The following is a 25,480-nucleotide window of genomic DNA, read 5'->3' as shown; positions in this document are numbered from 1 at the left end:
GGTTCGCGAGGATGTTTCGGTGTGCCCGGTCCGGCCCGACGGCGCGGACACCCCCGGCGTCCCCTTTCCGGGTTACCGGCTGCCCGTCGCCCGCCGGAGCGGGCGGTGTCGGTGCCGGACGGGCAGGCCGGTCAGGACACGGCCAACCCCAGCGGGGCACCCGCGTCCCGGAGCCCGGCCAACGCGTCGGCCACGCTCAGCGGCGGCGGCGTCGGCAGGTCGTACGGCTGACCGCGCAGCACCTCGGTGGCCCGCCGGGTGGCCACCGAGGCGACCGGGTAGCCGCGGGCGGCGGTGCGGTCCAGGGCCCGGCGACGACGGCCGAACGCCGCCACCGCCAGCCACTGCGGCAGCCCGGCCAGCGCCGGTGAGCGCATCCCCGGCGACTCGGGCAGCACGTCCACCGAGCTGAACGGCTCGCTGCCGGCGAGCCACCACTCCACCTCCTCGACGCTGCGTCGGGTCGCGTTCTCACACCAGTACGGCACCAGTCCCGCCCGTACCACCTGCCACGGGTCGAACAGCCGGCCGCACTCGACCACCAACCGGTCGCCGGTCTTGCCGGCCCGACGCAGCCACCGGCGGTACAGGTCGGCGGTCGCCGCGCTGAGCGCCCCGGGGTGCGGCGTCTGCACCTGACGCAGCTCGTGCCCCCGGCTGCGGGCCCAGTGGTCCAGCGTGCGGGTGAAGCCCGGTTCCACCCCGTGCTCGGCGGGCTCGCGGGCGGCGGTGACCGCCGGTGGCTCCCAGCCCTGCCCGGTCCCGCCGACCGCCCGCAGCACCTGACGCAGGGTGGGTGAGTCGGTGTGGAAGTCCACCGGTTCCAGCCCGCTGGCCGGGGAGCCGAGCTGGAAGCTGTGCCCCTGCCCGGAGTCCGACACCGGCCACCGACGGCCGTCACCGACCAGCAGCAGCACCGCCCGGGGCGTCAGCCGGTCGGCCAGGAACCGGGCGTACGCCACCGGCAACGCCCGCCACCGGGCCACCAGGCTGATCGCGACGCCGGCCAGCGTGCCCCGGCTCGCCGGGCAGTGCACCTGGCGGACGTGCAGGTCGGGGTTGCCGGCGAGGACCCGGGCGGCGAACGCGGCACCCTGGTCCAGGGCGGCACCGGGCCGGTCCACCGCGCCGCGCGTCCAGTGCGCGGTCATCTCGAACCCGGTGGGCAGCCAGGGCACCCCGAGCGCCACGGCCAGGTGCACCGCGGCGGCGTGCGGGGAGCCCAGCACCAGCGCCGGATACCGTTCCCGGGGGTACTGGTCGACGATCCACCGGGCCACCCGTTCCCCGTCCACCTCGCCGGCCTGTGCGGCGGTGAGCGCCAGCTTGCCGGCGACCCGCCCGGCGACGGCCCCCCGCACCGGCTCCGGCGCGGGGGTGAACCGTGACGGCGGGCTCGGCTGGCCCAGGTCGGCGCAGTCCACCCCGCGCAGGGCCCGGGCGGCGGCGGCCACCAGCACCCGCGCGGGGCTGCCCACCGCCACGACCCGGTCGCCGGCCAGCCCCGCACCCTGGGCCGTCGGTCCCGCCGGCACCACCGACGCCGGCTCCACCCCGCCTCGATCACTCACCACGCAGCCCGGCTTCCCCTCCCTCTGGGGTCTAAACGGGGCATCCCGCCCCGTCGGGCGCAATCCCCGACCCCGGGGGTGCACCGGCGACGACGGTGCTAGACGAGGTCCTCGGCCTCGACGACCGATCGCTCGGCCGACATCATCCGGTCCCGGACGCGTCGGGCGGCGTCGCCGTCGGCGAACAGGCCCCGCAGGTCGGCCAGGGCCGGTTCCGGCACCCGCAGCGGCACGCCCGGGTCCACCACCGCCTCCAGCACGCACGGGCGGTCGGCGGCGAGCGCCTCGTCCCAGGCCGCGCCGACCAGCTCCGGCCGGTCCACCCGGACACCGTGCAGCCCGAGCAGCCGGGCCCAACCGGCGTACGGCACGTCGGCCCGCCGCCCGGCCACGCCCGGCACCCACCCGCGGTGGTCCAGACCGCGCTGGTCACGGTCGTTGAGCACCAGCACCACCAGCCGGGGATCGGCCCACCCCTGCCAGCGGTGGGCCACGGTGATCAGCTCGGCCAGCCCGTTGAGCTGCATCGCGCCGTCACCGAGCAAGGCGATCACCGGCTCGTCCGGGCGCTCCAGTTTCGCGGCGAGCGCGTACGGCACGGCGCAGCCCGGCGAGCCGAGTGCGCCGCAGAGCTGCGCGTCGACCCCGGGCGGCAGTTCCAGGTGGCGGGCGTACCAGTAGAGCACCGAACCGACGTCCACGGCGACCGACCCGGTGCGGGGCAACCGGGTGGACAGCTCGTGCAGCACCAGCTGCGGGTTGACCGGTTCGGCCGGTTCGGCGGCGCGGGCGGCGGCCTCCGCGCGCCACCGCTCGACGGAGCCGGAGACGGTGGCCCGCCACTGCCGGTGGGGCCGGTCGGCGACCTGGGCCAGCAGCGCGCGCAGGGTTTCGGTGGCATCGCCGACCAGCGGCACGTCCACCGGGTACCGGCTGCCGATCCGTCGCCCGTCGATGTCGATCTGGATGGTGCGGGCCTGACCGGGCATCGGGAGGTAGTCGGTCCACGGGTCGTTGGTGCCCACCAGCAGCAGGGTGTCCGCGCCACCCATCAGCTGGGCGGCGGCGGTGGTGCCGACCGCACCGAGCACCCCGGTGTGGAACGGCAGCCGCTCGTCGAGCACCGGCTTGCCCGGCAGTGAGCTGGCGACGCCGGCACCCAACCGGTCGGCCAGCGCCGCGATCTGCCCGGCGGCACCCCGGGCGCCCTGCCCGACCAGGATCGCCACCCGCGCTCCGACGCTGAGCAGCGCCGCGGCGGCGTCCAGGTCCGCCTGGTGGGGCAGCACCCGGGCCAGCGGTTCGCCCGGCGTCGCGTTGAGCACCCCCACCGTGTCCGGTTGCAGGTCCGGCACCACGGCGACCTGCAACGCGCGGGGCAGCACCACGCAGGTCGGGCTGCGGGTCGCCGCGGCGGTGCGCAACGCCTGGTCGAGCAGGGCCGGCACCTGGGCCGGGGTACGGCCGTAGCGGACGAACTGGTGGCAGACGTCGCCGAAGAGCCGGCTCAGCCCGATCTCCTCGTGCACCTCACCGAGCGGTCCGGTGACGTCCTCCCCGAGGATCGCCACCACCGGCCGGCTGTCCAGTTTCGCGTCGTACAGACCGTTGAGCAGGTGCACCGCGCTGGGGCCCTGGGTGGCCAGGCAGACCCCGATGCCGCCGGTGAACTTGGCGTGCCCGGTCGCCATGAAGGCGGCGGCCTCCTCATGCCGGGCGGGGACGAACTCCGGGTCCCCGCCCGCGGTGTCCAGTGCCTCGACCACCGGGGCGATCGCGTCCCCCGGGCAGCCGAAGGCGCGGGGCACCCGCCAGGCCCGCAACCGGTCCACCACCAGCTGCGCGACCGTACGGTCAGCCATGGTCGCGTCCCGGCGTGGCCGGGTCGACGTAGCGCAGCACCGCACCGATCCCGTCGGCCAGTTCGGGGGCCTCGTCCGGCCCGAGGACGGTCAGGTCCGCGTCCGTGCCGACCAACGCCCGGACCAGTGCCGCGTCGGCGCGGACCCGTTGCGGGTCGGACACGGCGGCGAGCTGGCCGGGTGCGGTGGCGATGTCGGTCGGGCGGGGTCCGATCCACAGCTCACCGACGGCCGACGGGTCGTCGACGAGCAGCATCGTGTCGACCTGGTTGCGTTGCAGGGCGGCCACCACGGCGGCCAGCCCCGCACCGACGTCCTCCTGGGTGCCGAACCGGTCCAGCGCGGCGGTGACGTGCTGGTCGGCGACCTCGGCGATGGTCTGCACGGTGACGTCGTCCATCGCGGCCGGGTCGGCGCCACCGGCCCGGGAGCCGGCGTCGGTGCGCACCACCACGTCCTGCCAGCGGGCCGGCAGCTGCGCGGTGATCATCCCGGTGGCCCGGATGTCCCCGGCGACGACCACCACGTCCGCGCCGACCCGGTCGGCCAGTTCGGCGGTGGCCGCGGCGGCGTCCCCGGCGTTGTGGTGCCAGGCTTCCATCGCGGCCCGCTGGTAGCGGGACTGGGACCAGCCGCCGGGTTGCACCCGGCGCAGCGGGTAGGTCTGCCGGCCGCTGACGTGGGCCCGTCGGGGCACCCCACCGGCGCTGACCGCGACCGCGTCCGCGCCGGTGCGGTCGGCGAGGACCCGCACCCAGGCCACCTGTTCCCCGCGTTGCGCCAGCAGGGGCATCACGTGCGGCAGCGGCGTGTACGCGGCCAGGTCGCGCAGTGGTGGCGCGGCGAGGTACTCGGACAGCACCACCCGGCCCCGACTGGCGAACGCGGCCAGCCCGTAGTCGCCGGGCATCGGGTCGTGACCCCGGACCACCCGGTCCAGGGCCGCGATGGTCGGCTCGTCGGCGCCGTCGGCGGCGAGTTGTTCGGCAAGGGCCCGCCAGCGTAGGTCCAACGCCGGACGCGCGTCCTGGGTGTCCCGGGAGGCGTCCAGGTAGACCGAGCACCACGGCCCGGGACGGTCATAGAGCGGGCGCAGGAAGGACAGCTGCATGCTCGACCCCTTTCCGGCTCGGCCGCCCGCTTACCCGGGCTGCCCGGGATGTCACCTCGGCCCGACCACCAGCCGAAGCGCCTCACCCACCGTCGTCCGTGTCGTGACTCTCCGGTTCATTCACGTCGTTCGACCCGTTTGCTGGATACCATCAGTGAACGGGAAGGGACTCTCGGTGGTGAACATGGACAGCGATCTCCGAAATCGGGTGGTACGCCCCACCCAGCGGATACTCACCGGGCGGGTGGTCCGGTTCATGGACGGCTACCCCCGCGAGGTCAGGATCGGCCAGCCGGTGCTGGTGGCGGTGCTGACCGCGGCGAGCGTGGCGGGTCTGCTGGTGCTGCTGGTGCGGACCGCCCTCTCCCGGGCCGGCGGGGGCGCGCGCCGCACCTGGAAGGACCTGAAAAAGGGTCCGGAGTTCCTGGTCACACCGCTGCGGGTGCGCGACGACAAGGGTCTGCTCTATGAGGTGGAGTTGCACGGGCACCTGCCGCAGAGCGCGGTGCACCCGTCCGACTGGGTGCAGCTGACCCTGCGGCCGCAGGACGTCGACCTGCCGCCGCGCATCGAACGGATCGTCAACCTGACCACCGGTCAGCTGCTCACCCCGCGTACCGCCACGGTGTGGAGCCACCTGGGCCCGCCGCTGCTGATCCAGGCGGTGCTGGGGGCGGTGCTGGTGCTGCTGGTCGCCGCCGCCGTGGTCCTCACCTGACGGCGACCCGTCCGATCGTCACCCGCCCCGACGGCCGGGCCCGGACGGGCGGCCCGGTCGTGGGTGGGTGGGTTCCGGCCCGGTCGACTCCCGGCGTCGGCCCGTCGCGGGGTGTCCCCGCCGGGCGCGCACGCGGGGCGGTCAGCCGACGGGGGTCAACGGGCGCTGCTCCCCGGTGGCCCGCAGCAGGCCCCGGCGGGCGGCCCAGCGTTCGAAGAACAGGGTGGCCAACGGCGGCACCGCGCAGACCAGGGCGACGACGGTGACCCCGAGGGACCACCGGTGCAGCCGGGCGACGGCGAGCACCAGGAGGCCGTACGCGACGAAGAGCGCGCCGTGGATCGGCCCGAAGACCTTGACGCCGATCTCGTTGCCCGGCGGGCCGTACTTGACCGCCATGCCGACCAGCAGGGCCAGCCAGGAGCACGCCTCGGCGATCGCCGCCGCCACGAACAACCGGGTCACCTTCTCGCGCATCGGGTCATGGTAGCCAGCCGCCGTCGGCGGCCGGCGCGTGACGACCGGGGGGCGACGGGGATCACCCGGGTCCCCGGTGGGTACGTAGGGGGTCCTTCGGGTCTTCCCGGTCCGTCCGGGACGTGCGAGGTTGACAGGACCAACGGTGACAGGGCGGGTGGCCATGGGTGAGGAAGTCGGAGCGCGCACGTTCAGCCGGGAGGACCGGGCCCGCTACCGGGAGAAGGTCCGCCGGTGTCTGGACGTCTTCGCCGAGATGCTGCGGGAGTCCCGGTTCGACGTCGAGCGGCCGATGACCGGCCTGGAGATCGAGCTGAACCTGGTCGACGACGACTCCCGGCCGACGATGCGCAACGCCGACGTGCTGGCCGCCGTCGCCGATCCCAGTTTCCAGACCGAGCTGGGCCAGTTCAACGTGGAGATCAACGTGGCGCCCCGACGACTCGTCGGCACCGGCACGGCCGAGTTCGAGTCTCACGTGCGGGCCAGCCTGAACGCCGCCGAGGAGAAGGCCCGCACGGTCGACGCCCACATGGTGATGATCGGCATCCTGCCGACCCTGGAGCCGGGGCACCTGACCGCCGGGGCGCTGTCGGCGAATCCGCGCTACGCACTGCTCAACGAGCAGATCTTCGCCGCCCGTGGGGAGGACCTGCGGATCGCGATCAGCGGGGTGGAGCGGTTGGCGACCACCGCCGACACCATCACCCCGGAGGCGGCCTGCACGAGCACCCAGTTCCACCTGCAGGTCAGCCCGGTCGACTTCGCCGCCTACTGGAACGCCGCCCAGGCGGTCGCCGGGATCCAGGTGGCGCTGGGCGCGAACTCCCCGCTGTTCTTCGGCCGGGAGCTGTGGCGGGAGACCCGGGTGCCGCTGTTCCAGCAGGCGACCGACACCCGCTCGGAGGAGATCAAGGCCCAGGGGGTACGCCCACGGGTCTGGTTCGGTGAGCGCTGGATCAACAGCGTCTTCGACCTGTTCGAGGAGAACGTGCGCTACTTCCCGGCGCTGTTGCCGGTCTGCGACCCGGAGGACCCGGCGCAGACGCTGGCTGCCGGTGGGGTGCCGAGGCTGGCCGAGCTGCGGTTGCACAACGGCACCATCTACCGCTGGAACCGGCCGGTGTACGACGTGTGGAAGGGCCGCCCGCACCTGCGGGTGGAGAACCGGGTGCTGCCGGCCGGGCCGACGGTGGTGGACACCATCGCCAACGGCGCGTTCTACTTCGGGCTGGTCCGGGCGCTGGCCGAGTCGGACCGGCCACTGTGGTCGCAGATGTCGTTCAGCGCGGCGGAGGAGAACTTCACCAGCGGGGCCCGGCACGGCATCGACGCGCAGGTCTACTGGCCGGGTCTGGGCTATCTGCCGGCGACCGAGCTGGTGCTGCGCCGGCTGCTGCCGTTGGCGCACCAAGGGTTGGACGGCTGGGGGGTGGATCCGGCCGAACGTGACCGGCTGCTCGGCATCATCGAGCAGCGCTGCCTGACCGGACGCAACGGCGCGAGCTGGCAGGTGGCGACGTTGCACCGGTTGGAGTCCGCCGACCATCTCGACCGGCCGGAGGCGTTGCGGGAGGTGGTCCGCCACTACGTCGAGCTGATGCACAGCAACCAGCCGGTCCACGAGTGGCCGGTCCCCTGACGGTGTCGGGTCACCGCCCACCCGCCGAGTCGATTGACTTTCGATAGCTTACGAGCGATAGTCGATATATGACGACAGCGCGTTGGGCGGTCACCGCCCTCAGAGGCTTCCTCGTGGTCCTGTTCGCGGTGCTGGTGCTGTTCCAGACCATGTCGCTGCCCGGCCAGTTCGCCCACCTGGCGCGCGAAGCACCCGAGCAGGCCTACCTGCGCTGGCCGGCCACCGCCGTGACGGTGTTCTGGGTGCTCTGCGTACAGGTGGTGATCGTCGCCACCTGGCGGCTGCTCACCCTGGTCAGAAACGACCGGATCTTCAGTGAGTCGGCACTGGCCTGGGTGGACGCCATCGTCTGGGCCGTCGCCGCCGGCTGGCTGGTGCTGGTGGCCGTCTTCGGCTATGTCGGGTTCCACGCCGACGACCCCGGGCTGCCGATGCTGCTGTTCCTCCTGTCGGTCGGCGTCACCGTGCTCGGGCTGCTGATGGTGGTGATGCGGGCGCTGCTGCGGCAGGCCACCGCACTGCGCACCGACCTGGAGGCGGTGATCTGATGCCCATCGTCGTCCGCATCGACGTGCAACTGGCCAGACGCAAGATGAGCGTCGGCGAGTTCGCCGAGCGGGTCGGGCTGACCCCGGCCAACGTGGCCGTGCTGAAGAACGGCCGGGCCAAGGCGGTGCGGTTCAGCACGCTGGAGGCGATCTGCCGGGTGCTCGACTGCCAGCCGGGCGACCTGCTCGAATTCGTCGACGACGAGGAGCCGACGCCGTGAGGTACCTGTCCGCCCTCGTCGCCGTCGTGCTCCTGGCCGTCGGGGTGGCCGGCGTCGTACTCGGCGAGTCCGACGACTCCCCCGGGCTCCAGTTCCTGGGCGGCCTGCTGGTCATCGGCGCGATCGCCATCGGCGTACGGGTCCTGCGGTAGCGCCCGCCGGGGCCGGGTCGTTCAAGGGCGCCGCGCGGTGGCGCTCACGCCGGGGGAGACGCCGTCTCGTCGACCACCATCCCGGCGTGACCCGCCACGGCGCCGAGGACCTCGCGCACACCGCGTCGGCGGTCGAGGCGTGCCCCGGCGAAGCTGACGGGACCGTGGAACGTCGCCTGCCCGTCGCCGCCGCCGAGCCGGAAGGTCGCCCCGGTGAAGACGCTCCCCACGAACCCGGTGTCGCCGTGGAACTGGGCGCCGGTGAAATCGGCGTGGCCGACGTGGCAACCGCCGAGGTCGAGGTCGACCAGGGTGGCCCCGCAGAGCATGAGGTCCGTTCCCGGCCAGTGCGGCGGCTCGCCCGGGGCGGGCGTCGACGGACGCAGCCGCGCCGCGAGCATCCGTTGCGCGGTGCGCCGCAGCTCCAGCTCGGCGGCCTGCCCGTCGGTGCGGGGCCCGGCCAGGTCGAACGACAGCGGGGTACGCAGGTAGCCGCAGACCGCGTCCACCACCCGCTGCCGCAGCTCCGGCCGGGCGTCACCCAGGTCGGCGAGGACCGCCAGCCCCGCCCGGCGCACGTCCGGGTCGGCGTCGGCGAGCTGACCCGAATACGGGCGGACGGCGTCGTCGGGCACCAACTGCGCCCCGTCCGGCCCGGCCGGTGCCGGCGTCCAGCCGAGCGGCCAGCACACCGGCCCGTCGTCGGCCGTACCGGCCCAGGTCGCGCCGGTGAGGTCCACGCTGGGCTGGTCGAGGTGGACCGGCCCACCGAACCGGGCCCGTCGGAACGTCGCGGCGGCCCCGAACCGCGCCTTGAAGAACCAGGCCGGACCGGCGAAGCTGGCCTGCCGGAACGACACCGGCCCGACGAACCGGGCACCGTCGCCGCCCTCGCTCCACTCCTGGTAGTCACCCATCAGCACGGCGACGGGCCAGTGCGGGTCGTCCTCGTTCGGCTCGTCCCAGGGTGCCGGGGAGGTCTCCTCGATGGTCTCCCAGGCCGGGTCGTCCTCCCACAGCTCGTCCTCGCCCCGGCCGAACCAGGCGAACGCGGCGAACCGGGCCCCGGTGAAGTCGGCGTCGGCGCGGAACCGGGCCCGACCGAATGCGGCGTGGCCGAGGAACCGGGCCCGGGTGAAGCGGGCCGGGCCGGGCCAGACGGTGCGGGCGAAGTCGGCGTCGCCGGTGAACCGGACGTCGGAGAACGAGGTGGTCCCGAGGAACCGGGCGTCGGCGAACCGGGCCGCGCCCAGCACCGCGCAGGAGAGGTCGAGGTCGACCAGGGTGGCCCCCCGCAGGTCGAGGTCGACGGCGGGCGGCGGTTCCGGATCGGCGGTCGGGTCCGCCGGCCCGGCCGGGGCTTCCGCCGCCGGGCGCAACAGCGCGGCCAGCACCCGGCCCGCCTCCCGCCGGGCGTCGGCGTCCCACCCGTCGGCCCCCACCGGTGCCCGCAGCCCGTCGGCGAGAGCCGCGACCGCCCGGGGTCGCAGCCCGGGGCAGCCGGACACCAGTTCGCCGAGGCCACGCAGGGCGACGATCCGGCCCGCGCCGGTCTCCTGCGCCACCGCGCGGACGGCTACCTGGAACGCCACCGAGTCCGACTCCCCGACCGTCACCCGACCTCCCACCCGAGCCCTCGCCGGGGACGCCCCCGGCGTCGCGCAGGATAGCCGGGCCGACCGACAGCCACCCCAGCCGGGCGGCCCGGTCAGCCGCCCCCGGTGGGCCCGGTCAGCCGCCCCCGGTGGGCCCGGTCAGCCGCCTCGGGCGAACAGCGCCAGGCGAACCCGGTTCGGGCTGTCCGTCTTGGTCATCAGACTGGTGATGTGGGTCTTGACGGTGGTCACGCCGATGTGCAGCCGGTCGGCGATCTCGGTGTTGGACAGCCCCTCGGCCACCAGGTCGAGGACGTCCCGCTCGCGGGCGGTCAGGCCCGTCACCGGTGTGCGCGGCTGCACGCGGGCCCGCACCGCCCGACCGACCAACCGCTGCAACACCTCTTCGCTGAACGGGCTGGCTCCGGCGGCGGCCCGCCGGACCCCGTCGACCAGGTCGGCAGGCGGGGCGTCCTTGAGCAGGAACCCGCAGGCACCGGCGGTCAGGGCGGGATAGAGATGGTCGTCGTCGCCGAACGTCGTCAACACCAGCACCCGGGTGCCGGGCCGGTCGGCGAGGATGCGCCCGGTCGCGGTGATCCCGTCGACACCGGGCATCCGCAGGTCCATCACCACGACGTCGGGGACGAGCCGGGCGGCCAGGGTGACCGCGTCGCGGCCGTTGTCGGCCTCCCCGACGACCTCGATGTCGGGTTGTGCCTCGCAGAGCATGCGCAGGCCCGCACGGATGAGGTGCTGGTCGTCGACCAGCAGCACCCGGATCACGCCGGCCCCGCCGCGTACGGCCCGGCGGAACCGGGCGGCGGGGACGCCGGGCCGGCCCACCCGGCCCGAGGCGTCCCCGCACCGGCCGGCGACGCACCGGCACCGGGCGACGCCCCGGTGGGGGACGCACCGGCAGGCAGCACGGTCCGGACCCGCCAGCCGGTGCCGGCCGGCCCGGCGTCCAACCGCCCACCGAGGACCTCCACGCGTTCCCGCATGCCGGTGAGACCGTGTCCACCACCGGGCGGCACCGCCGCCGGAGCCCAGCCCCGACCGTCGTCGGACACCTCCCAGTGGACGGCGTCCTCGACGACCGACACCGACAGCCGTGCCCGCGTGGACGTGCCGGCGTGCTTCACCACGTTCGTCAGAGCCTCCTGGGTCAACCGGAGCACCGCCAGCCCGCGTACCGCGTCGAGTGCGCCCACCGCCGGATCGACCTCCGCCTCCACCGTCACCCCGGCCTGCCGGGCCCGGTCGATCGCCGCGCCGAGCGCGGTCGGCAACGCCGCCGGCTCGATCGAGATCAGTGCCGCGTCCCCGTGCGCCACGTCGGGATCACGCAGCACCGCGACCAGCCCCCGCAGGTCGGCCAACGCCGCCGTCCCGGTCGCGTGCACGTCGTCGAAGACCGCGCTCACCCCGGGGCCGAGGTCGGTCAGGACGTGCCGGGCGACACCGACACGCAGCACCATCGACGCCACATGGTGCGCGACCACGTCGTGCAGCTCGCGGGCGATGGCGCTGCGTTCGTCGGCGCGCGCCGCCCTGTTGTCCGACTCGCGTCGCAACTGTTCCGCCCGGAGCCGTTCCTCGGCCTGCCGGGCGAGTTCGCGGTTGGTACGCACCACCGTGCCGACCAGCAGCGGCAGCCCGACGTAGACCAGCACCCCGAACACCGTCCCGACGATGCCCCGGGCCCCGTGACCCGACGGGGACGGGCCGAACGCCGTGACCACGGCCAGCCCGCCGGCGGCCAGCCAACCGGTACGCGGCCGACGGGACCGCATGGTCAGTTCGAGCAGCGCCCAGCTGGCCCCGACCTGGTTGATGGTGGTGTCGTCGAGGGCCACGACCGCGACCACCAGCAGTCCGGTCTGCACCGTCAGGTTCACCAGGGGCCGGCGGTGTGCGAGCAACGCGACGGCGAACGCGACCACCGCCAGCGCCCACTGGGCGTCGGTGGGCGGCTTACCGGCCTGCGTGCCGAAGACGAGGTAACCGAGGCCACTGAGATCGAGCAGCAGCATCCGCACGAGAGTGTCCCGTGCGTCGAACAGTCGCCCGACCCAACCCACGGGGTCAGCCTACGGATCGGGAGGTGGGAGCGGCAGCTGCCCCACTCGGGTGGGCCCAGCGGGTCCGCAGCACCAGGTAACCGGCCAGGCCGAGGGGTCCCAGCAGGATCGTCGCCACCAGCACCGGGGCCATGACCAGCGCCGGCACGGCACGGTCCCGGCTGTCGAGCCACGCCCACCGGCCGACGAACAGGTCGAACCCGATCAGGTGCGCCCAGGCTGCCGCCGCGCCGACGTCGGTGCCGAACAGGTCCCGTACCCCGGTCAGGGTCGGCGAGGTCACCACCGGGAGCACCGCGCCGAGCGCCGGGAGCACCAGCACCGCGTAGATCACCAGGACCGGCAGGACGATCAACGGCGACCGGACGATCCGGATGGTCCACGACCAGCCCGGCAGCAGGATCATCAGCGCCCAGAACGGTGCGGCCAGCGCGAAGGTCAGCGTGAACCAGGTGGCGGTCACGCGGCCAGCGCCAGTTCCGGGCGACGTCGCCGGGCCACCACCGCCACCGCGGCGACCGTGGTCGCCGCAGCCAGGGCGGCCAGCGCGGTGAGGGTGGCCAGGTCCGGCCGCAGCAGCGGCTGCCCGCGCAGCGCCTGCCAGGTCAGCAGCACGGTGAGTACGCCGTACCCGGCCCCCGCGACGACCAGCAGCCGGACCCGGCTCCGCTCGTCGAGCCAGTGACCCAGGTAGCGGCGCAGCAGGTAGGCCAGGATCGGTAGCGCCTGCATGGCGTGCAGCCCCACGAAGTGCCCGATCCGCAGGTCGCCCCCGGTGGTGCTCCACCCGACGATCGGCAGGCCCGGCCCGCCGTCCGGCACGCCCACGCTGTGCGCCCCGGCGATCCCGTCCGGCCCGGCCCGGTCCTGGGCCACCATCGGGAACGCCGCCAGCATCCCCAGCGCGGACAGGCCGAGCCCCAGAGCCACCGCCCAGGTGGTGGCCCGGTCGGTGGGCCGCCGTACCAGCAGCACCACCGCGACGATCAGGTGCGCGGCGAACAACACCATGATCGCTATTCCCATCACCTGCCAGAGGGCGGCGTTGAGCGGGGTGGTCTGGTTGTAGTGGCTGGTCGTGCCGCGCAGCACCTGCCCGACGATCACCACCATCTCGACCAGGGCCGTCGCCACCACCACGCCGGCCGACCACTCCGCGATCCGGCTGCGGCGCGGCAGTTGCGCCAGCATCCAGGCGAGGGTGGCGGCGTAGAGCGCGAAGGACACCGAGAACTTGAACGGCTTGAGCCAGATCGGCACGCCGGTGAGCACCCGCCCGTCGACGACCACACCGACGGCGGTGACGACGGCGAGCACTGCCGCCGCCACGCTGAGCACCATCAGGGGGCGGTGCCGGCCGGCCGCCCGGGACATCAGTTCAGTCATGTGTCGAGCCTCGCCGGCCGCCGGCCCGGCCGCGCCCGACCGGAAGCCCCGGTCACGGCCCCCGGTCGGAGGCCGCCTCCTCCCCAGGGTGGAGGGGTGCCGGGGCGGACGGGCGGATTGACGGCATAGACGATGCTCAGTACCTTGGAAAGCGCTTACCTCGACTGACGCGCCGACCCACCACCTCCCGGAGCGGCCCCGGGGCAGGGCGGGCTTCGTACCCCAACCCCCAGGAGAAGACCATGATCTACCGACAGCGTCGGACGGCACTGTGGATGTCCGCAGTGGCGGCGACGACGCTCACCGCGACCGGAGTCGTGATCACCGCGAACGCCGCCCAGGCCGCCGCCGGTTGCCGGATCGACTACACGGTGTCCACCCAGTGGTCCGGCGGTTTCACCGCGAGCGTCAACCTCACCAATCTGGGCGACCCGCTCAGCGCCTGGACGACCACCTGGACGTTCGGTGCCGGGCAGCGCGTCGACCAGGGGTGGAACGCCACGTTCAGCCAGAGCGGCAGCACGGTCAGCGCGGCGAACGCCGGTTACAACGGGGCGGTCGCCACCAACGGCACGGTCTCGTTCGGTTTCAACGGCACCTGGACCGGCAGCAACCCGGTCCCGACGAACTTCGCGGTCAACGGGGTGGCCTGCACCGGCGGCGTCACCCCCACCACCGGCACCCCCACCAGTGCGCCCCCGACGACACCCCCGCCCACCACACCCCCACCCACGACGCCCCCGCCGACCACGCCGCCGCCGACCACCCCACCGCCCACGACACCCCCGCCGTCGGGCAGCACGCTGTACGTGGCACCGAACGGCAGCGCCGGTGCGGCCGGCACCCAGACGAACCCGACCACGCTCGCCTCGGCCATCACCCGGGTCACCGCCGGCGGGACGATCTATGTCCGCGCCGGGACGTACAATCTGGCGCAGACCGTGACCATCGAACCGGGCAACAACGGCACCGCCAGCGCCCGCAAGAAGCTGTTCGCCTACCCGGGCGAGAAGCCGGTGCTGAACTTCTCGGCGATGAGCGAGGACCCGGCCAACCGAGGGCTCGCGCTGAACGGGTCGTACTGGCACGTCCAGGGCATCGTCGTCGAGCGGGCCGGCGACAACGGGATCTTCGTGGGCGGCAGCAACAACATCATCGAACGTACGGTGACCCGCTTCAACCGCGACAGCGGGCTACAGCTCTCCCGGATCGCCTCCAGCACCCCGCGCGACCAGTGGCCGGCCAACAACCTGGTGCTCAGCGCCGAGTCGCACGACAACGCCGACTCCGACGGGGAGGACGCCGACGGCTTCGCCGCCAAGCTCACCGTCGGCAACGGCAACGTCTTCCGGTACGCGGTGTCCCACAACAACATCGACGACGGGTGGGACCTCTACACCAAGACCGACACCGGAGCCATCGGCGTGGTGACCATCGAGGACTCCCTGGCCTACAACAACGGGACGCTCAGCAACGGCACCCAGAACGGCAACGGTGACCGCAACGGCTTCAAGCTCGGCGGCGAGGACATCGCGGTCAACCACGTCGTGCGGCGGACCATCGCCTTCCGCAACGGCAAGCACGGGTTCACCTACAACCGCAACCTCGGCTCGATGTCGATCTCGAACAACCTGAGCATCGACAACACCGAGCGCAACTTCTCGTTCGACGGTGGCAGCTCGGTGTTCCGGAGCAACACCTCGTGCCGCAGCGGCAGCGGCTCGAACGACAAGATCGTCGGCAACGCCGACAGCTCCAACCAGTTCTGGAACGGCGCCAACGGCTCCCGCTGCGCGTCGTACACCGGGGCGATCGGTTGGTCCTTCGCCTCCGACGGGCGGCTCGTGGTGACCCTCGGCGGCCGGCAGGTCACCCTGTAGCCGCCGGCCTGCGGGTGGTGGCCCGGCCGGTCCGACCGGCCGGGCCACCACCACGGGCAGCCCGGTCGGCACGGCCGACACGGCCGGCGGCCCGTCGGCGGCGACGGCCAAGGGCGGGCCGCAAGCCGGGCAGGCGGAGGCGGCGGACCAGGCCGGGCGGGGCAGGCGGGCGGGGCAGGCGGAGGGCGACCGGTCACCGGGTCGTGAGGCCGACCAGCGTGGCCAGTCGCGCGACACCGGCCACAGTAGGCCGGCCCCGGGCGATCTCGGCGATCACCGCACGCGCCGCCGGCCGGCAGCGCACCTCGGCCGGCGCGATGCCGTCCGCGTCGACGAGCACCCGACCGGCCCCGAACAGGTCACCGACCTGGAGGTACGCCCGCGCGGCGTCGACCAGGTAGGCGGCCCGGTACTCGGCCGGCAGCAGCTGCCACCCCTCCCGACGGACCACCTGCTCGTGCCGGTAGACAGCCTCCCCACCGTCGCCCACTTCGATCGCCGCCACCACCCGGGCCAGCTCGACGGCGACCGGCCCGAAGCAGATCCGGTGCGGATCGTCACCGCTCCCGGCCCGGGTGGCGATCCCGGCAGTCAGGTCGATCAGCTCGTCGGCCCGGTGGGTGTCGCCGTGCTCGGCGGCGGCAAGGGCGGCCTGGAGCAGCAGCGTCCCGCAGAGCGCCTGCCGGCCCGCCGGGACGTCGCGTACCGGCCTCGGGGCGACGCGACGCGCGGCGGCCACGGCCACCGCGAGCGCCAACCGGCCACGGCCCAGGGCCCGCAACGCCTGCCCCACCGCGACCGCCGCCGTACCCGCCAGTACCGGGTCGTCGCCGGCCACGGCCACCGCCCGGTCGGCGGCCAACCACCCGAGGTCGGCCTCGCCGAGCTTCACCAGCACCGCCGAGGCGATCCGGTACGTCTGCACCAGCGCCTCCGCCGCGCCCTCCGGGGCGGTCGCGTGCCGGCTGCGGGCCGCGTCGAGCAACCCCGGCAGTGCCCGCAGCACCTGCGCGTAGTGCGCGTGCTGATAGGTCAACCAGGCGTGCCCGACATGCCGCCGCAGTTCCGCCGGTGACACCACCCCGACCGTGACGTCGTAACGGGCGAGGGCGGCGCGCAGCCCGTCCACCCCGTCCACGCCGGTCCCGCCCGCCGACGGCAGCCGGGTGCCGAGCAGCACCGCCGGATCGACCCGCAGCACCTCGGCGATCTCCTGGATGACCGAGTACCTGTCCAACGTGCGGACCCCGCGTTCGACCTTGTCCACCCAGCTCTTCGACTTGCCGAGCCGGTCGGCAAGCATCTGTTGGGTCATCCGCCGCCGTACCCGCCAGCGCGCCACCCGCCGTCCGACCGGCAGTTCCTCAGAGCCCACGCCGCCACCGCCGATCCGGCACGGCGCGCGTCGTGTCCTCCACGGGTACCCGCTCCGCCTCGGCCTGCGCGAGCAGGCGACACCGAGCCGCCTCCCGCTCAGCTGCATCAATCCGCTCACCCCGGTTCCTTGGAGGGGACGGATCGTCCTGAACCGAATAGACCGGATGCTGGTACCACTTTCGTCTCGGCATGACACCCCTCTTCATCACTGACCGGGGTCCAACTCTACTAGCAGAGTAGACAGTGTAAGCAGTGTTGAAACAAAATACATACTGGACATGGCTAGCTGGGCCGACTGATCTACTGAATTCCATGAGTGGCTACGTCCCGACCTTCCGGATGGTCATCAACGACATCCGGACGTCGATCGCCTCGGGGCAGCTCAAGAAAGGCGACAAACTCCCGTCGCTGCCTGAACTTGCCGAGAGGTACGACTGCTCCATCGGCACGGTGCGGCGGGCGATCGAACATCTCCAGATCACCGGCGAGCTTCAGGGACGCCAGGGCAAGGGCACTTACGTGACCGGGAAGCTGTTCGAGGAGTCCTGAGCTGCGGGCTGATGCTCGTCGCCCGTCAGCGGGCGGCGCGAGGTCGGGTCTGGAGTGTCATGGTCCGATCGGGCTTATGACACACAGGCATAAATATGACGGACAGGCATACTGCTCTGCGCGCACACTGGCTCCCGCCGCACCCGTGACCCAGCGTGACGACCCCTCGCGGGGACATGCACCCTCGCGATCCCCGATGCTGCCGCGGGCAGCAGCGGGCAGCAGCGGCCCGCCGCTACCCGCCGCACCGCCCGTGTCACCCGAGAAACGCGCGGGCCCGCGCAGATGACCCCGGGCCACGACCGCTGCCGCGCACAGCCAGCCGTGGCACAGCCGGGCGCGGCGCTCAGAGAGCCACGATCGCGGCGGTCTCCGCCGGCAGCTCCACCCGGTCGCGCATCACCGTGACGCCCTCTCCGGTGGTGAGCAGCACCCGGCGTGCCACCCCGGGCAGGGTGATCCGCTGGCGTCGACCGGCGAGGTTCGCCACCACCAGGCATCCGCCCCGGCGGACCACCAGGAACTCGTCGCCGTGGCGTACCTCCACCTGGTGCAGGCGGGGGTCGGACAGGTCGGGGCGGGCCTTGCGCAGCGCGATCAGCCGCCGGTAGAAGTCGTACATCTCGCGGTGTTCGGGCTTGTCCAGCTCGGCCCAGTCGAGCCGGGAACGCAGGAAGGTCTGCGGGTCCTGCGGGTCGGGCACGTCGCCCGGCGGCCAGCCGTGCGCGGCGAACTCGCGCCGCCGGCCGGTCGCGACCGCCGCCGCCAGCTCCGGCTCCGGATGGCTGGTGAAGAACTGCCACGGCGTGCTGGCCGCCCACTCCTCCCCCATGAACAGCATCGGGGTGAACGGCGCGGTCAGCAGCAGCATCGCCCCGACCCGCAGCAGCGCGGGCGACAGGCCGGCGGAGATCCGGTCGCCGGTGGCCCGGTTGCCGATCTGGTCGTGGTTCTGCAGGTACGCCACGAACCGGTGCCCGGGGGTGGCGTGCCGGTCCACCGGCCGGCCGTGGCTGCGGTTGCGGAAGCTGGACCAGGTGCCGGCGTGGAAGAACGCCCCGGTCAGCACGTCGGTCAGGCACTCCAGCGAGCCGAAGTCGCCGTAGTAGCCCTGCCGCTCCCCGGTGAGCAGGGTGTGCAGGGCGTGGTGGGCGTCGTCGTTCCACTGCGCGTGCAGGCCGTAGCCGCCCGCCTCCCGGGCGGTGATCAGCCGGGGGTCGTTGAGGTCGGACTCGGCGATCAGCGACAGCGGCCGGCCCAGGTGGGTGGCGAGCGCCTCCACCTCGACCGCCACCTGCTCCAGGACGTGCACCGCGCGGGAGTCGGGCATCGCGTGCACGGCGTCCAGCCGCAGGCCGTCGACGTGGTAGTCGCGCAGCCACATCAGCACCGAGTCGACGATGTAGCGGCGCACCCCGTCGGAGTGCGGGCCGTCCAGGTTGACCGTGCGTCCCCAGGAGTTGTCCTGCTCGGTCAGGTAGGGCGCGAACCTCGGCGCGTAGGCCCCGGAGGGCCCGAAATGGTTGTAGACGACGTCGAGGATCACCCCCAGCCCCCTGGCGTGGGCGGCGTCGACCAGGCGTTTCAGCCCGTCCGGCCCGCCGTAGGGTTGGTGCGGGGCAAACCAGCACACCCCGTCGTAGCCCCAGTTGTGTTCGCCGTTGAAGGCGTTCACCGGCAGCAACTCGATCAGGTCGACGCCGAGGTCGACCAGGTGGTCGAGGCGGTCGATCGCCGCGTCGAAGGTGCCCTCCGGGGTGAACGTGCCGACGTGCAGCTCGTAGAGGATGCTGCCGGGCAGTTGCCGGCCGGGCCAGCCCTGGTCGGTCCAGGCGAAGGCGGCGTGGTCGTAGCGTCGGCTCGGTCCGTGCACCCCGGTCGGCTGCCAGGCCGACCGGGGGTCGGGCAGCGGGGTGTCGTCGTCGTCGAGCAGGAACGCGTAGTCGGTGCCGGGGCCGGCGGCGGGCACCTCGACCCGCCACCAGCCGTCCGGCCCCGCCCGCATGTCGCGGTCGGCGACGCCGGGCAGGTGCAGCCGGACCCGGGCGACGTCGGGCGCCCAGACGGTGAACTCGGTCATGCGGCAGCCTCCACGGGGTCGGTGGGAGCCAGCAGGGCGGTGGGCGCGAGGAGCGCGACGGGGTAGGTGCTCAGCAGATCATGAAGGAGCAGCTCAGAACCACTGTAGACCCGTCCGGTGAACACGTCGGTAACACTGTTGCCGGGCATCGACAGGCGGGTGTCACGCCAGCCGCCGTCGCGGGCCAGCCCCACCGGCAGCCGGGTCGCCACCGCGATCACACCACCCCGGTCGAAGGCGACCACGTGGGCGGCGGCCGGCCCGTGCGCGGCCACCGGCCGGTAGCCGGCGAACAGCTCCGGGTGGTCACGGCGCAGCCGCAGCGTGCGGGAGACCACCAGCAGCTTGGCCGCGCCGTCGGCGGCCACCGCCGGTTGCCAGCCGGCGTCGAGCCGGGCCAGCAGCTCCCGGCGTACGGCGAAGTCGACCGGGCGGCGGTTGTCCGGGTCGACCAGCGAGTTCTCCCACAACTCGGTGCCCTGGTAGGTGTCGGGCACCCCCGGCATGGCGAGCTGGACCAGCTTCTGGCCGAGCGCGTTGGACCAGCCGGCCGGGGTCAGCTCGGCGGCGAACGCGCTGACCTCGTCGTGCAGCAGCGGGTCGTCGTACAGCCGGTCGACCAGGGCGTGCAGGTCGTGTTCGAAGGTCGGGTCGGGGTCGGCCCAGCTGGTGGAGGTCGACGCCTCCCGGGCGGCCTTCTCCACGTACGCGTGCAGCCGCTCCCGGTCGATCGGCCAGGCACCCACGGCGGTCTGCCACAGCAGGTGGGCGAAGGCCGGATCGGCCAGCGGCGCACGGGCCATCCAGTCACCGACCTGCTCCGCCCAACGGGCCGGCAGCTCGGCGAGCACGGCCAGCCGGGCCCGGACGTCCTCGCCGCGCTTGGTGTCGTGGGTGGACAGCGTGGTCATGCTGGTGGGCCAGCGGACCTGCCGGGCGGCGGCGAACCGGTGGAACTCCGCCGGCGGCACCCCGAAGTGGGCCGGCGAGCCACCGACCTCGTTCAACGCGACGAACCGGCTCCACCGGTAGTAGGCGGTGTCCTCCACCCCCTTGGCCATCACCGCACCGGTGAGCTGCGGGAACCGGGCGGCCAGCTCGTGCTCGGGACGGCGCAGCAGCGCGGTCACCGCGTCGAGGGTGGCGGTGAGATCGGGCCGGCGGCGGCCCGCCTCGGCGCGGGCGGCGGCCAGGTGCCGGGCCCCGTGCGGCGGGTAGCCCCGGTAGACCGGGAAGCAGGCGGCCAACTCCGCCAGGGCCGCCCGGGTGGCGTCCCGGTCGAGGTCGGGGGCGAGCGCGGCGAGCCGGCCCAACTCGGCGGCGAGCAGCCGGGTGGCGGCTTCCAGCTTGGTGGTGTGGGTGAGGTCCTGCCACGAGGTGTGCCGGCCGGTGAGCCGGGCGTCGAGGGCGGTGAAGTCGCCCTCGGCCCGCCCGTCGACGAACAGCCCGCAGACCGCAGCGAGCGCGTCGTAGCCGGTGGTGCCGTCGACCGGCCAGTCCGGTAGCTCCTCGCCGTACTCCAGGATCTTCTCCACCACCAGCCAGGCGTGCGGGGCGGCGGCCCGCAACCGGGTCAGGTAGCCGGCCGGGTCGCGCAGGCCGTCGGGGTGGTCGACGCGGATGCCGTCGACCTCACCGGCGGCCACCCAGCGCAGCACCTCGGCGTGGGTGGCGTCGAAGACCGCCGGGTCCTCCACCCGCAGCCCGGCCAGGTCGGACACGGCGAAGAACCGGCGGTACGTCAGCTCGGCGTCGCCACGCCGCCAGGAGACCAGCTCGTAGTGCTGCCGGTCGTGCACGTCGCGGGGGCTGCCGTCGGCGGTGCCGTCGGCGATCGGGAACCGGTGCTCGTGGTAGCGCAGTTCCCCGTCGACCAGCTTGAGGTCGTCGGTCGCGTCGGGGCTGTCGGCGAGCACCGGCAGCAGCAGCCGCCCCCGCTCCCAGTCGACGTCGAACCAGTCGGCGTAGGCCGAGTCCCGGCCCCGGCGCAGCACGTCCCACCAGGCCGGGTTGGCGGCCGGCTGGGCAACCCCGGCGTGGTTGGGCACGATGTCGACGACCAGGCCCAGCCCGGCCGCCCGCAACGCCCGGACCAGCCGTTGCCGGCCGGCTTCCCCGCCCAGCTCCGGGTTGACCGCGCGGTGGTCGACCACGTCGTAGCCGTGCGCGGAGCCGGGGGTCGCGGTGAGCAGCGGTGCGGTGTAGAGGTGGGTGACGCCCAGGTCGGCGAGCCAGTCGGCCAGCCCGGCGGTGGTGTCCAGGTCGAACCCGGGTCGGACCTGGACGCGGTACGTCGACCCGACCGTCGCCGTCGAGTCGGGTGCGGGCTGAGCGGGCATGTCAGACCGTCCTCTCCAGGACCACCAGGGAACGGTCCGGCACGCAGACCGCGCCGCCCGCCTCGACCACCGTCGGCTTCTCCGGATCCGGTTCCGCGGTGCTGATCACCAACTCCCAGCGCTGCCCGAACTCCGCACCGGGCAGGGTGAAGTCCAGCGGCGCGTCGTGGGCGTTGAAGCAGAGCAGGAACGAGGAGTCCCGGTGCCGCTGGCCGTACTGGCCGCGCTCGGGGATGCCGTCGCCGTTGACGAACAGGGCCACCGACCGGCCGAAGTCGTTGCCCCAGTCCTCACCGGTCATCTCCCGGCCGTCGGGGGTGTACCAGGCCAGGTCCGGCAGCCCCGCCTCGGCGTTGCGGCCACCCACCGGCAGGCCGGTGAAGAACCGGCGGCGACGGAACACCTGGTGCCGGTTGCGGAAGTCGGTGAGCCGCCGGACGAAGGCCAGCAGGTCGTCGTCGGCGTGCTCCCAGTCCACCCAGGCCAGCTCGCTGTCCTGGCAGTAGGCGTTGTTGTTGCCGTGCTGGGTACGGCCCAGCTCGTCGCCGTGGCCGAGCATCGGCACGCCCTGGGAGAGCATCAGGGTGGCGAGGAAGTTGCGGCGCTGCCGGGCCCGCAGTGCGGTGATGCCGGCGTCGTCGGTCTCCCCCTCGACGCCGCAGTTCCAGGACCGGTTGTGGCCCTCGCCGTCGCGGTTTTCCTCACCGTTGGCCTCGTTGTGCTTGTCGTTGTACGACACCAGGTCGTTGAGGGTGAACCCGTCGTGGCAGGTGACGAAGTTGATGCTGTGGAAGGGGCGGCGGCCGTCGTCCTGGTAGAGGTCGGCCGAGCCGGAGATGCGGGAGGCGAACTCGGCCAGGGTGGCCGGCTCGCCGCGCCAGAAGTCGCGGACCGTGTCGCGGTACTTGCCGTTCCACTCCGTCCACAGTGGCGGGAAGTTGCCGACCTGGTAGCCGCCGGGGCCGACGTCCCACGGCTCGGCGATCAGCTTCACCTGGCTGACCACCGGGTCCTGCTGCACCACCTCGAAGAACGTGGACAGCCGGTCGACTTCGTAGAACTCGCGGGCCAGGGTGGCGGCGAGGTCGAAGCGGAACCCGTCGACGTGCATCTCGGTCACCCAGTAGCGCAGCGAATCCATGATCAGCTGGAGGGAGTGCGGGCTGCGCACGTTGAGGCTGTTGCCGGTGCCGGTGTAGTCGACGAAGTACCGGCGGTCCTCTTCGGACAACCGGTAGTAGCTGGGGGCGTCGACGCCCTTGAAGCTCAACGTCGGGCCCAGGTGGTTGCCCTCGGCGGTGTGGTTGTAGACCACGTCGAGGATGACCTCGATGCCGGCGGCGTGCAGCGCCTTGACCATGCCCCGGAACTCCTGCACCTGCTGGCCGAGGCGGCCCAGCGCGGAGTAGCCGTGGTGCGGGGCGAAGAAGCCGATGCTGTTGTAACCCCAGTAGTTGCGCATGCCGAGGTCGGCCAGCCGGTGGTCGTGCACGAACTCGTGCACCGGCATCAGCTCGATGGCGGTCACCCCGAGCTGCCGGAAGTAGTCGATCATCACCGGGGAGGCGATCGCCGCGTAGGTGCCGCGCAGCTCCTCCGGGATGCCGGGGTGACGCATGGTGAGCCCGCGCACGTGTGCCTCGTAGATCACCGAGTGGTGGTAGGGGATGCGCGGCGGCCGGTCGTTGCCCCAGTCGAAGTACGGGTTCACCACCACCGACTTGGGCATGAACGGGGCCGAGTCGGTCTGCGACATCCGGTCCGGGTCACCGCCCAGCTCGTAGTCGTAGACCGCCGGGTCCCAGCTGACCTCCCCGTCGACCGCCTTGGCGTACGGGTCGAGCAGCAGCTTGTGCGGGTTGCACCGGACACCGTTGGCGGGGTCGTACGGGCCGTGGACCCGGTAGCCGTACCGCTGGCCCGGCTCGATCCCGGGGATGTACGCGTGCCAGACGTACGCGTCGACCTCACGCAGCTCGACCCGGCGCTCCGCGCCGGTGTCCCACTCGTCGAACAGGCACAACTCGATCTTCTCGGCGACCTCCGAGAAGATCGCGAAGTTGGTGCCCATCCCGTCGTAGGTGGCGCCCAGGGGATAACGCTCACCCGGCCAGACCTGCATGTCGCTCCTTCGGCCCATGATCATGAGCACACCTGCCGAGTCGGGGACCGGCCGATGCGCACGCCACTGATGCCCCGTGGCCGGGTCGGCCAATCCACCCGTTCGGACGGCACCCGATTTCCACCCGTCCGAGGGATCACCCACCGTCAGGTGTCGTCCGTCACGATAGGCCCTTTCGAGATGCGCCGAGCCGCCCGATGCCCTTTGCTAGACGCGACGCGCCCGCGCGGGCACGTCGCCACTCGGCCCTCGGCCACCCCCACCACCGCCCCCTCCCGCCGTCACCGCTGCCGGCGTGATCGCGTGCGCATGGACGGAGATTGATGTGACCACCCTGCGGGTCAGCGACCAGCTCGCGACCGCTGTGGACCGGACCCGCCGGCCCACCCCCACCTTCCGGCCCCAGCTCCCCCAGCAGGGCGGCGGCTCCGGCGTGCCCCCGCGCACCCGGCGCATCCTGATGCTCTCCTGGGAGTATCCGCCGGTGCTGGTGGGCGGGCTCGGCCGGCACGTGCACGCCCTGTCGGTGGCCCTGGCCGCCGCCGGGCACGAGGTCACCGTCGTCACCCGGCACACCGAGGGCGCGGCGCTGGAGGAGTACGCCGACGGCGTGCGGATCGTCCGGGCCGCCGAGGACCCGGTCACCTTCCCGCTGGCCACCGACTCGCTGCTGGCCTGGACGATGGCGTTCAACCACACCCTGACCCGGGCCGCCCTGCGGGCCACCGAGTCCGGCGCGTACGACGTGATCCACGCCCACGACTGGCTGGTCGCGCACACCGCCATGACGTTGCGCGCCCACCTGGACGTGCCGCTGGTGACCACCATCCACGCCACCGAGGCCGGCCGGCACCAGGGCTGGCTGCCGGGGGAGATGAACCGGACCATCCACGGCGTCGAGCAGTGGCTGGCCGCCGAGTCGGGTCGGGTCATCGTCTGCTCCCGGTACATGCGCGACGAGGTGGGCGCGCTGTTCGACGTTCCGACCGCCCGGGTCGACGTGGTCCCCAACGGGGTCGAGCCGCACCGCTGGAAGGTGCCGACCTCGGCGGTCACCGCGGCCCGCGCCCGGTTCGCCGGGGACGGGCCGCTGGTCACCTTCGCCGGCCGGCTGGTCTACGAGAAGGGCGTCCAGCACCTCCTCGCCGGCCTGCCCCGGCTGCGCGAGCGGCACCCCGGCCTGCGCGCGGTGATCGTCGGCGACGGGCCGTACAAGGCGGAGCTGGAGGCCGAGGTGCGCCGGCTCGGGTTGGGCGGCACGGTCGCCATGCCCGGTTTCCTCGGCGGCACCGACCTGCCGGCCGTGATGGCCGCCTCGGACTGTTTCGCGGTGCCCAGCATCTACGAGCCGTTCGGGATGGTCGCCCTGGAGGGCGCGGCGGCCGGCGCACCGCTCGCGGTCGCCGAGACCGGCGGGCTGGCCGAGATCGTCGAGCCGGGGGTGACCGGGATGACCTTCGCCCCGGAGGACCCGGCCGACCTCACCGAGGCCGTGCACGCGCTGCTGTCGGACCGGGAACGCGCCCGGGTGCTCGCCCGCCGGGCCCGCGCCATGGTCCACGAGCAGTACGGCTGGTCGGCGATCGCCGCCCGCACCGCGACGGCGTACGCCTCGGCGATCGCCGGGGACGCCGCGTTCACCGCGCAGCGGGCCGAGCAGCGGATGGCCACCGGCCGGGTCACCGCCCCGATCCCGGCGGGCAACCTGCTCGTCGCCGCCGGCCTGCGCTGATCCACCGGGCCCCGACGCCCGGTCTCCCGTACGC

General features: G+C 73.5%; 21 protein-coding genes. 8 read left to right on the top strand and 13 right to left on the bottom strand.

Translation table 11 applies throughout. The features are described from left to right. Positions 1–131: 131 nt before the first annotated feature. The 3 genes from ACQP2H_RS13315 to ACQP2H_RS13305 form a co-directional block, all read right to left on the bottom strand. A complete protein-coding gene (locus ACQP2H_RS13315; protein ID WP_363819600.1) occupies positions 132–1,535 on the bottom strand; it encodes a hypothetical protein in 1,404 nt (467 codons plus the stop codon). A 134-nt stretch (positions 1,536–1,669) separates the two neighbouring features. Beyond that, positions 1,670–3,433, bottom strand: a complete 1,764-nt coding sequence (locus ACQP2H_RS13310; RefSeq protein ID WP_219461088.1) for a thiamine pyrophosphate-binding protein — start codon at positions 3,431–3,433, stop codon at positions 1,670–1,672. Continuing rightward, positions 3,426–4,544, bottom strand: a complete 1,119-nt coding sequence (locus ACQP2H_RS13305) for a Vms1/Ankzf1 family peptidyl-tRNA hydrolase (RefSeq protein WP_219461083.1) — start codon at positions 4,542–4,544, stop codon at positions 3,426–3,428. The genes ACQP2H_RS13310 and ACQP2H_RS13305 overlap by 8 nt, the downstream gene beginning before the upstream one ends. A 175-nt stretch (positions 4,545–4,719) precedes the next feature. Here ACQP2H_RS13305 and ACQP2H_RS13300 point away from each other — a divergent pair, with 175 nt between their 5' ends. Continuing rightward, positions 4,720–5,262: a hypothetical protein gene (locus tag ACQP2H_RS13300; protein WP_363819453.1), complete on the top strand. Its 543-nt coding sequence runs from the start codon at positions 4,720–4,722 to the stop codon at positions 5,260–5,262. 141 nt (positions 5,263–5,403) lie between these two features. Here ACQP2H_RS13300 and ACQP2H_RS13295 read toward each other — a convergent pair whose 3' ends face one another. Beyond that, a complete protein-coding gene (locus tag ACQP2H_RS13295; RefSeq protein WP_357533820.1) occupies positions 5,404–5,739 on the bottom strand; it encodes a DUF3817 domain-containing protein in 336 nt (111 codons plus the stop codon). 163 nt (positions 5,740–5,902) lie between these two features. Between ACQP2H_RS13295 and ACQP2H_RS13290 the strand changes: the two genes are divergently transcribed. The 4 genes from ACQP2H_RS13290 to ACQP2H_RS13275 all read left to right on the top strand — a co-directional run bounded on the left by ACQP2H_RS13290 (position 5,903) and on the right by ACQP2H_RS13275 (position 8,302). Continuing rightward, the gene (locus ACQP2H_RS13290) at positions 5,903–7,381 is read left to right on the top strand and encodes a glutamate--cysteine ligase (protein ID WP_208566314.1); all 1,479 of its coding nucleotides are present in this window, start codon (positions 5,903–5,905) and stop codon (positions 7,379–7,381) included. Between the two features lie 68 nt (positions 7,382–7,449). Next, positions 7,450–7,929: a DUF2975 domain-containing protein gene (locus tag ACQP2H_RS13285; RefSeq protein WP_219461077.1), complete on the top strand. Its 480-nt coding sequence runs from the start codon at positions 7,450–7,452 to the stop codon at positions 7,927–7,929. Next, positions 7,929–8,150, top strand: coding sequence for a helix-turn-helix domain-containing protein (locus tag ACQP2H_RS13280; protein ID WP_208566316.1), 222 nt, complete (start codon positions 7,929–7,931; stop codon positions 8,148–8,150). Before ACQP2H_RS13285 ends, ACQP2H_RS13280 begins: the two co-directional genes overlap by 1 nt. Then, positions 8,147–8,302 (top strand): hypothetical protein, encoded by a 156-nt coding sequence (locus tag ACQP2H_RS13275; protein ID WP_219461075.1) that lies wholly within the window; start codon positions 8,147–8,149, stop codon positions 8,300–8,302. Before ACQP2H_RS13280 ends, ACQP2H_RS13275 begins: the two co-directional genes overlap by 4 nt. Positions 8,303–8,346: 44 nt before the next feature. On the opposite strand, the gene ACQP2H_RS13270 is transcribed toward ACQP2H_RS13275, so the two are convergent. The 5 genes from ACQP2H_RS13270 to ACQP2H_RS13250 all read right to left on the bottom strand — a co-directional run bounded on the left by ACQP2H_RS13270 (position 8,347) and on the right by ACQP2H_RS13250 (position 13,367). Then, positions 8,347–9,918 carry a pentapeptide repeat-containing protein gene (locus ACQP2H_RS13270; protein ID WP_433233009.1) on the bottom strand — a complete coding sequence of 524 codons (1,572 nt, stop codon included), beginning with the start codon at positions 9,916–9,918 and terminating at the stop codon, positions 8,347–8,349. A 138-nt stretch (positions 9,919–10,056) separates the two neighbouring features. After that, positions 10,057–10,683, bottom strand: coding sequence for a response regulator transcription factor (locus tag ACQP2H_RS13265; protein ID WP_219461069.1), 627 nt, complete (start codon positions 10,681–10,683; stop codon positions 10,057–10,059). Then, positions 10,680–11,933 (bottom strand): sensor histidine kinase, encoded by a 1,254-nt coding sequence (locus ACQP2H_RS13260; protein WP_433233007.1) that lies wholly within the window; start codon positions 11,931–11,933, stop codon positions 10,680–10,682. Before ACQP2H_RS13260 ends, ACQP2H_RS13265 begins: the two co-directional genes overlap by 4 nt. Before the next feature lie 52 nt (positions 11,934–11,985). Further along, positions 11,986–12,444, bottom strand: coding sequence for an ABA4-like family protein (locus ACQP2H_RS13255; protein ID WP_433233005.1), 459 nt, complete (start codon positions 12,442–12,444; stop codon positions 11,986–11,988). Then, the gene (locus tag ACQP2H_RS13250) at positions 12,441–13,367 is read right to left on the bottom strand and encodes a hypothetical protein (RefSeq protein ID WP_433233003.1); all 927 of its coding nucleotides are present in this window, start codon (positions 13,365–13,367) and stop codon (positions 12,441–12,443) included. Before ACQP2H_RS13250 ends, ACQP2H_RS13255 begins: the two co-directional genes overlap by 4 nt. A 242-nt stretch (positions 13,368–13,609) precedes the next feature. Between ACQP2H_RS13250 and ACQP2H_RS13245 the strand changes: the two genes are divergently transcribed. Beyond that, the gene (locus tag ACQP2H_RS13245) at positions 13,610–15,247 is read left to right on the top strand and encodes a cellulose-binding domain-containing protein (protein ID WP_433233001.1); all 1,638 of its coding nucleotides are present in this window, start codon (positions 13,610–13,612) and stop codon (positions 15,245–15,247) included. 193 nt (positions 15,248–15,440) lie between these two features. Here ACQP2H_RS13245 and ACQP2H_RS13240 read toward each other — a convergent pair whose 3' ends face one another. Then, positions 15,441–16,622 (bottom strand): helix-turn-helix domain-containing protein, encoded by a 1,182-nt coding sequence (locus ACQP2H_RS13240; RefSeq protein WP_433232999.1) that lies wholly within the window; start codon positions 16,620–16,622, stop codon positions 15,441–15,443. Positions 16,623–16,936: 314 nt separating this feature from the next. On the opposite strand from ACQP2H_RS13240, the gene ACQP2H_RS13235 reads away from it, so the two are divergent. Next, entirely contained in the window at positions 16,937–17,173 is a 237-nt protein-coding gene (locus ACQP2H_RS13235) for a winged helix-turn-helix domain-containing protein (protein ID WP_219461053.1), read from the top strand. A 346-nt stretch (positions 17,174–17,519) separates the two neighbouring features. Here the strand turns inward: ACQP2H_RS13235 and treZ are convergent, their stop codons facing one another. Genes treZ through glgX form a run of 3 tightly spaced genes read right to left on the bottom strand, consistent with a single transcriptional unit; the run spans position 17,520 to position 23,714 of the window. Next, positions 17,520–19,253 (bottom strand): malto-oligosyltrehalose trehalohydrolase, encoded by a 1,734-nt coding sequence (gene treZ, locus ACQP2H_RS13230; protein WP_219461048.1) that lies wholly within the window; start codon positions 19,251–19,253, stop codon positions 17,520–17,522. After that, on the bottom strand, positions 19,250–21,592 hold the full coding sequence (gene treY, locus ACQP2H_RS13225; RefSeq protein WP_357533831.1) for a malto-oligosyltrehalose synthase: 2,343 nt from the start codon (positions 21,590–21,592) through the stop codon (positions 19,250–19,252). The genes treZ and treY overlap by 4 nt, the downstream gene beginning before the upstream one ends. A gap of 1 nt (position 21,593) precedes the next feature. Further along, complete coding sequence (glgX, locus tag ACQP2H_RS13220; protein WP_219461039.1) at positions 21,594–23,714, bottom strand: glycogen debranching protein GlgX; 2,121 nt, start codon at positions 23,712–23,714, stop codon at positions 21,594–21,596. A gap of 325 nt (positions 23,715–24,039) precedes the next feature. Here glgX and ACQP2H_RS13215 point away from each other — a divergent pair, with 325 nt between their 5' ends. Beyond that, a complete protein-coding gene (locus tag ACQP2H_RS13215) occupies positions 24,040–25,446 on the top strand; it encodes a glycosyltransferase family 4 protein (RefSeq protein WP_357533836.1) in 1,407 nt (468 codons plus the stop codon). Positions 25,447–25,480: the final 34 nt, after the last annotated feature.

This window comes from Micromonospora sp. CA-248260 (genome assembly GCF_050942205.1).
GTDB lineage: Bacteria > Actinomycetota > Actinomycetes > Mycobacteriales > Micromonosporaceae > Micromonospora > Micromonospora antibiotica.
This window is presented reverse-complemented; position numbering and strand designations above follow the sequence as displayed.

What these genes read in the sequence shown, in the direction of transcription:
- ACQP2H_RS13310 (WP_219461088.1), bottom strand. Translation starts at nt 3,433, where the DNA reads ATGGCTGACCGTACGGTCGCGCAGCTGGTGGTGGACCGGTTGCGGGCC.
- ACQP2H_RS13305 (WP_219461083.1), bottom strand. Translation starts at nt 4,544, where the DNA reads ATGCAGCTGTCCTTCCTGCGCCCGCTCTATGACCGTCCCGGGCCGTGG.
- ACQP2H_RS13295 (WP_357533820.1), bottom strand. Translation starts at nt 5,739, where the DNA reads ATGCGCGAGAAGGTGACCCGGTTGTTCGTGGCGGCGGCGATCGCCGAG.
- ACQP2H_RS13290 (WP_208566314.1), top strand. Translation starts at nt 5,903, where the DNA reads ATGGGTGAGGAAGTCGGAGCGCGCACGTTCAGCCGGGAGGACCGGGCC.
- ACQP2H_RS13285 (WP_219461077.1), top strand. Translation starts at nt 7,450, where the DNA reads ATGACGACAGCGCGTTGGGCGGTCACCGCCCTCAGAGGCTTCCTCGTG.
- ACQP2H_RS13280 (WP_208566316.1), top strand. Translation starts at nt 7,929, where the DNA reads ATGCCCATCGTCGTCCGCATCGACGTGCAACTGGCCAGACGCAAGATG.
- ACQP2H_RS13260 (WP_433233007.1), bottom strand. Translation starts at nt 11,933, where the DNA reads ATGCTGCTGCTCGATCTCAGTGGCCTCGGTTACCTCGTCTTCGGCACG.
- ACQP2H_RS13250 (WP_433233003.1), bottom strand. Translation starts at nt 13,367, where the DNA reads ATGACTGAACTGATGTCCCGGGCGGCCGGCCGGCACCGCCCCCTGATG.
- ACQP2H_RS13245 (WP_433233001.1), top strand. Translation starts at nt 13,610, where the DNA reads ATGATCTACCGACAGCGTCGGACGGCACTGTGGATGTCCGCAGTGGCG.
- ACQP2H_RS13235 (WP_219461053.1), top strand. Translation starts at nt 16,937, where the DNA reads ATGAGTGGCTACGTCCCGACCTTCCGGATGGTCATCAACGACATCCGG.
- treZ (WP_219461048.1), bottom strand. Translation starts at nt 19,253, where the DNA reads ATGACCGAGTTCACCGTCTGGGCGCCCGACGTCGCCCGGGTCCGGCTG.
- treY (WP_357533831.1), bottom strand. Translation starts at nt 21,592, where the DNA reads ATGCCCGCTCAGCCCGCACCCGACTCGACGGCGACGGTCGGGTCGACG.
- glgX (WP_219461039.1), bottom strand. Translation starts at nt 23,714, where the DNA reads ATGCAGGTCTGGCCGGGTGAGCGTTATCCCCTGGGCGCCACCTACGAC.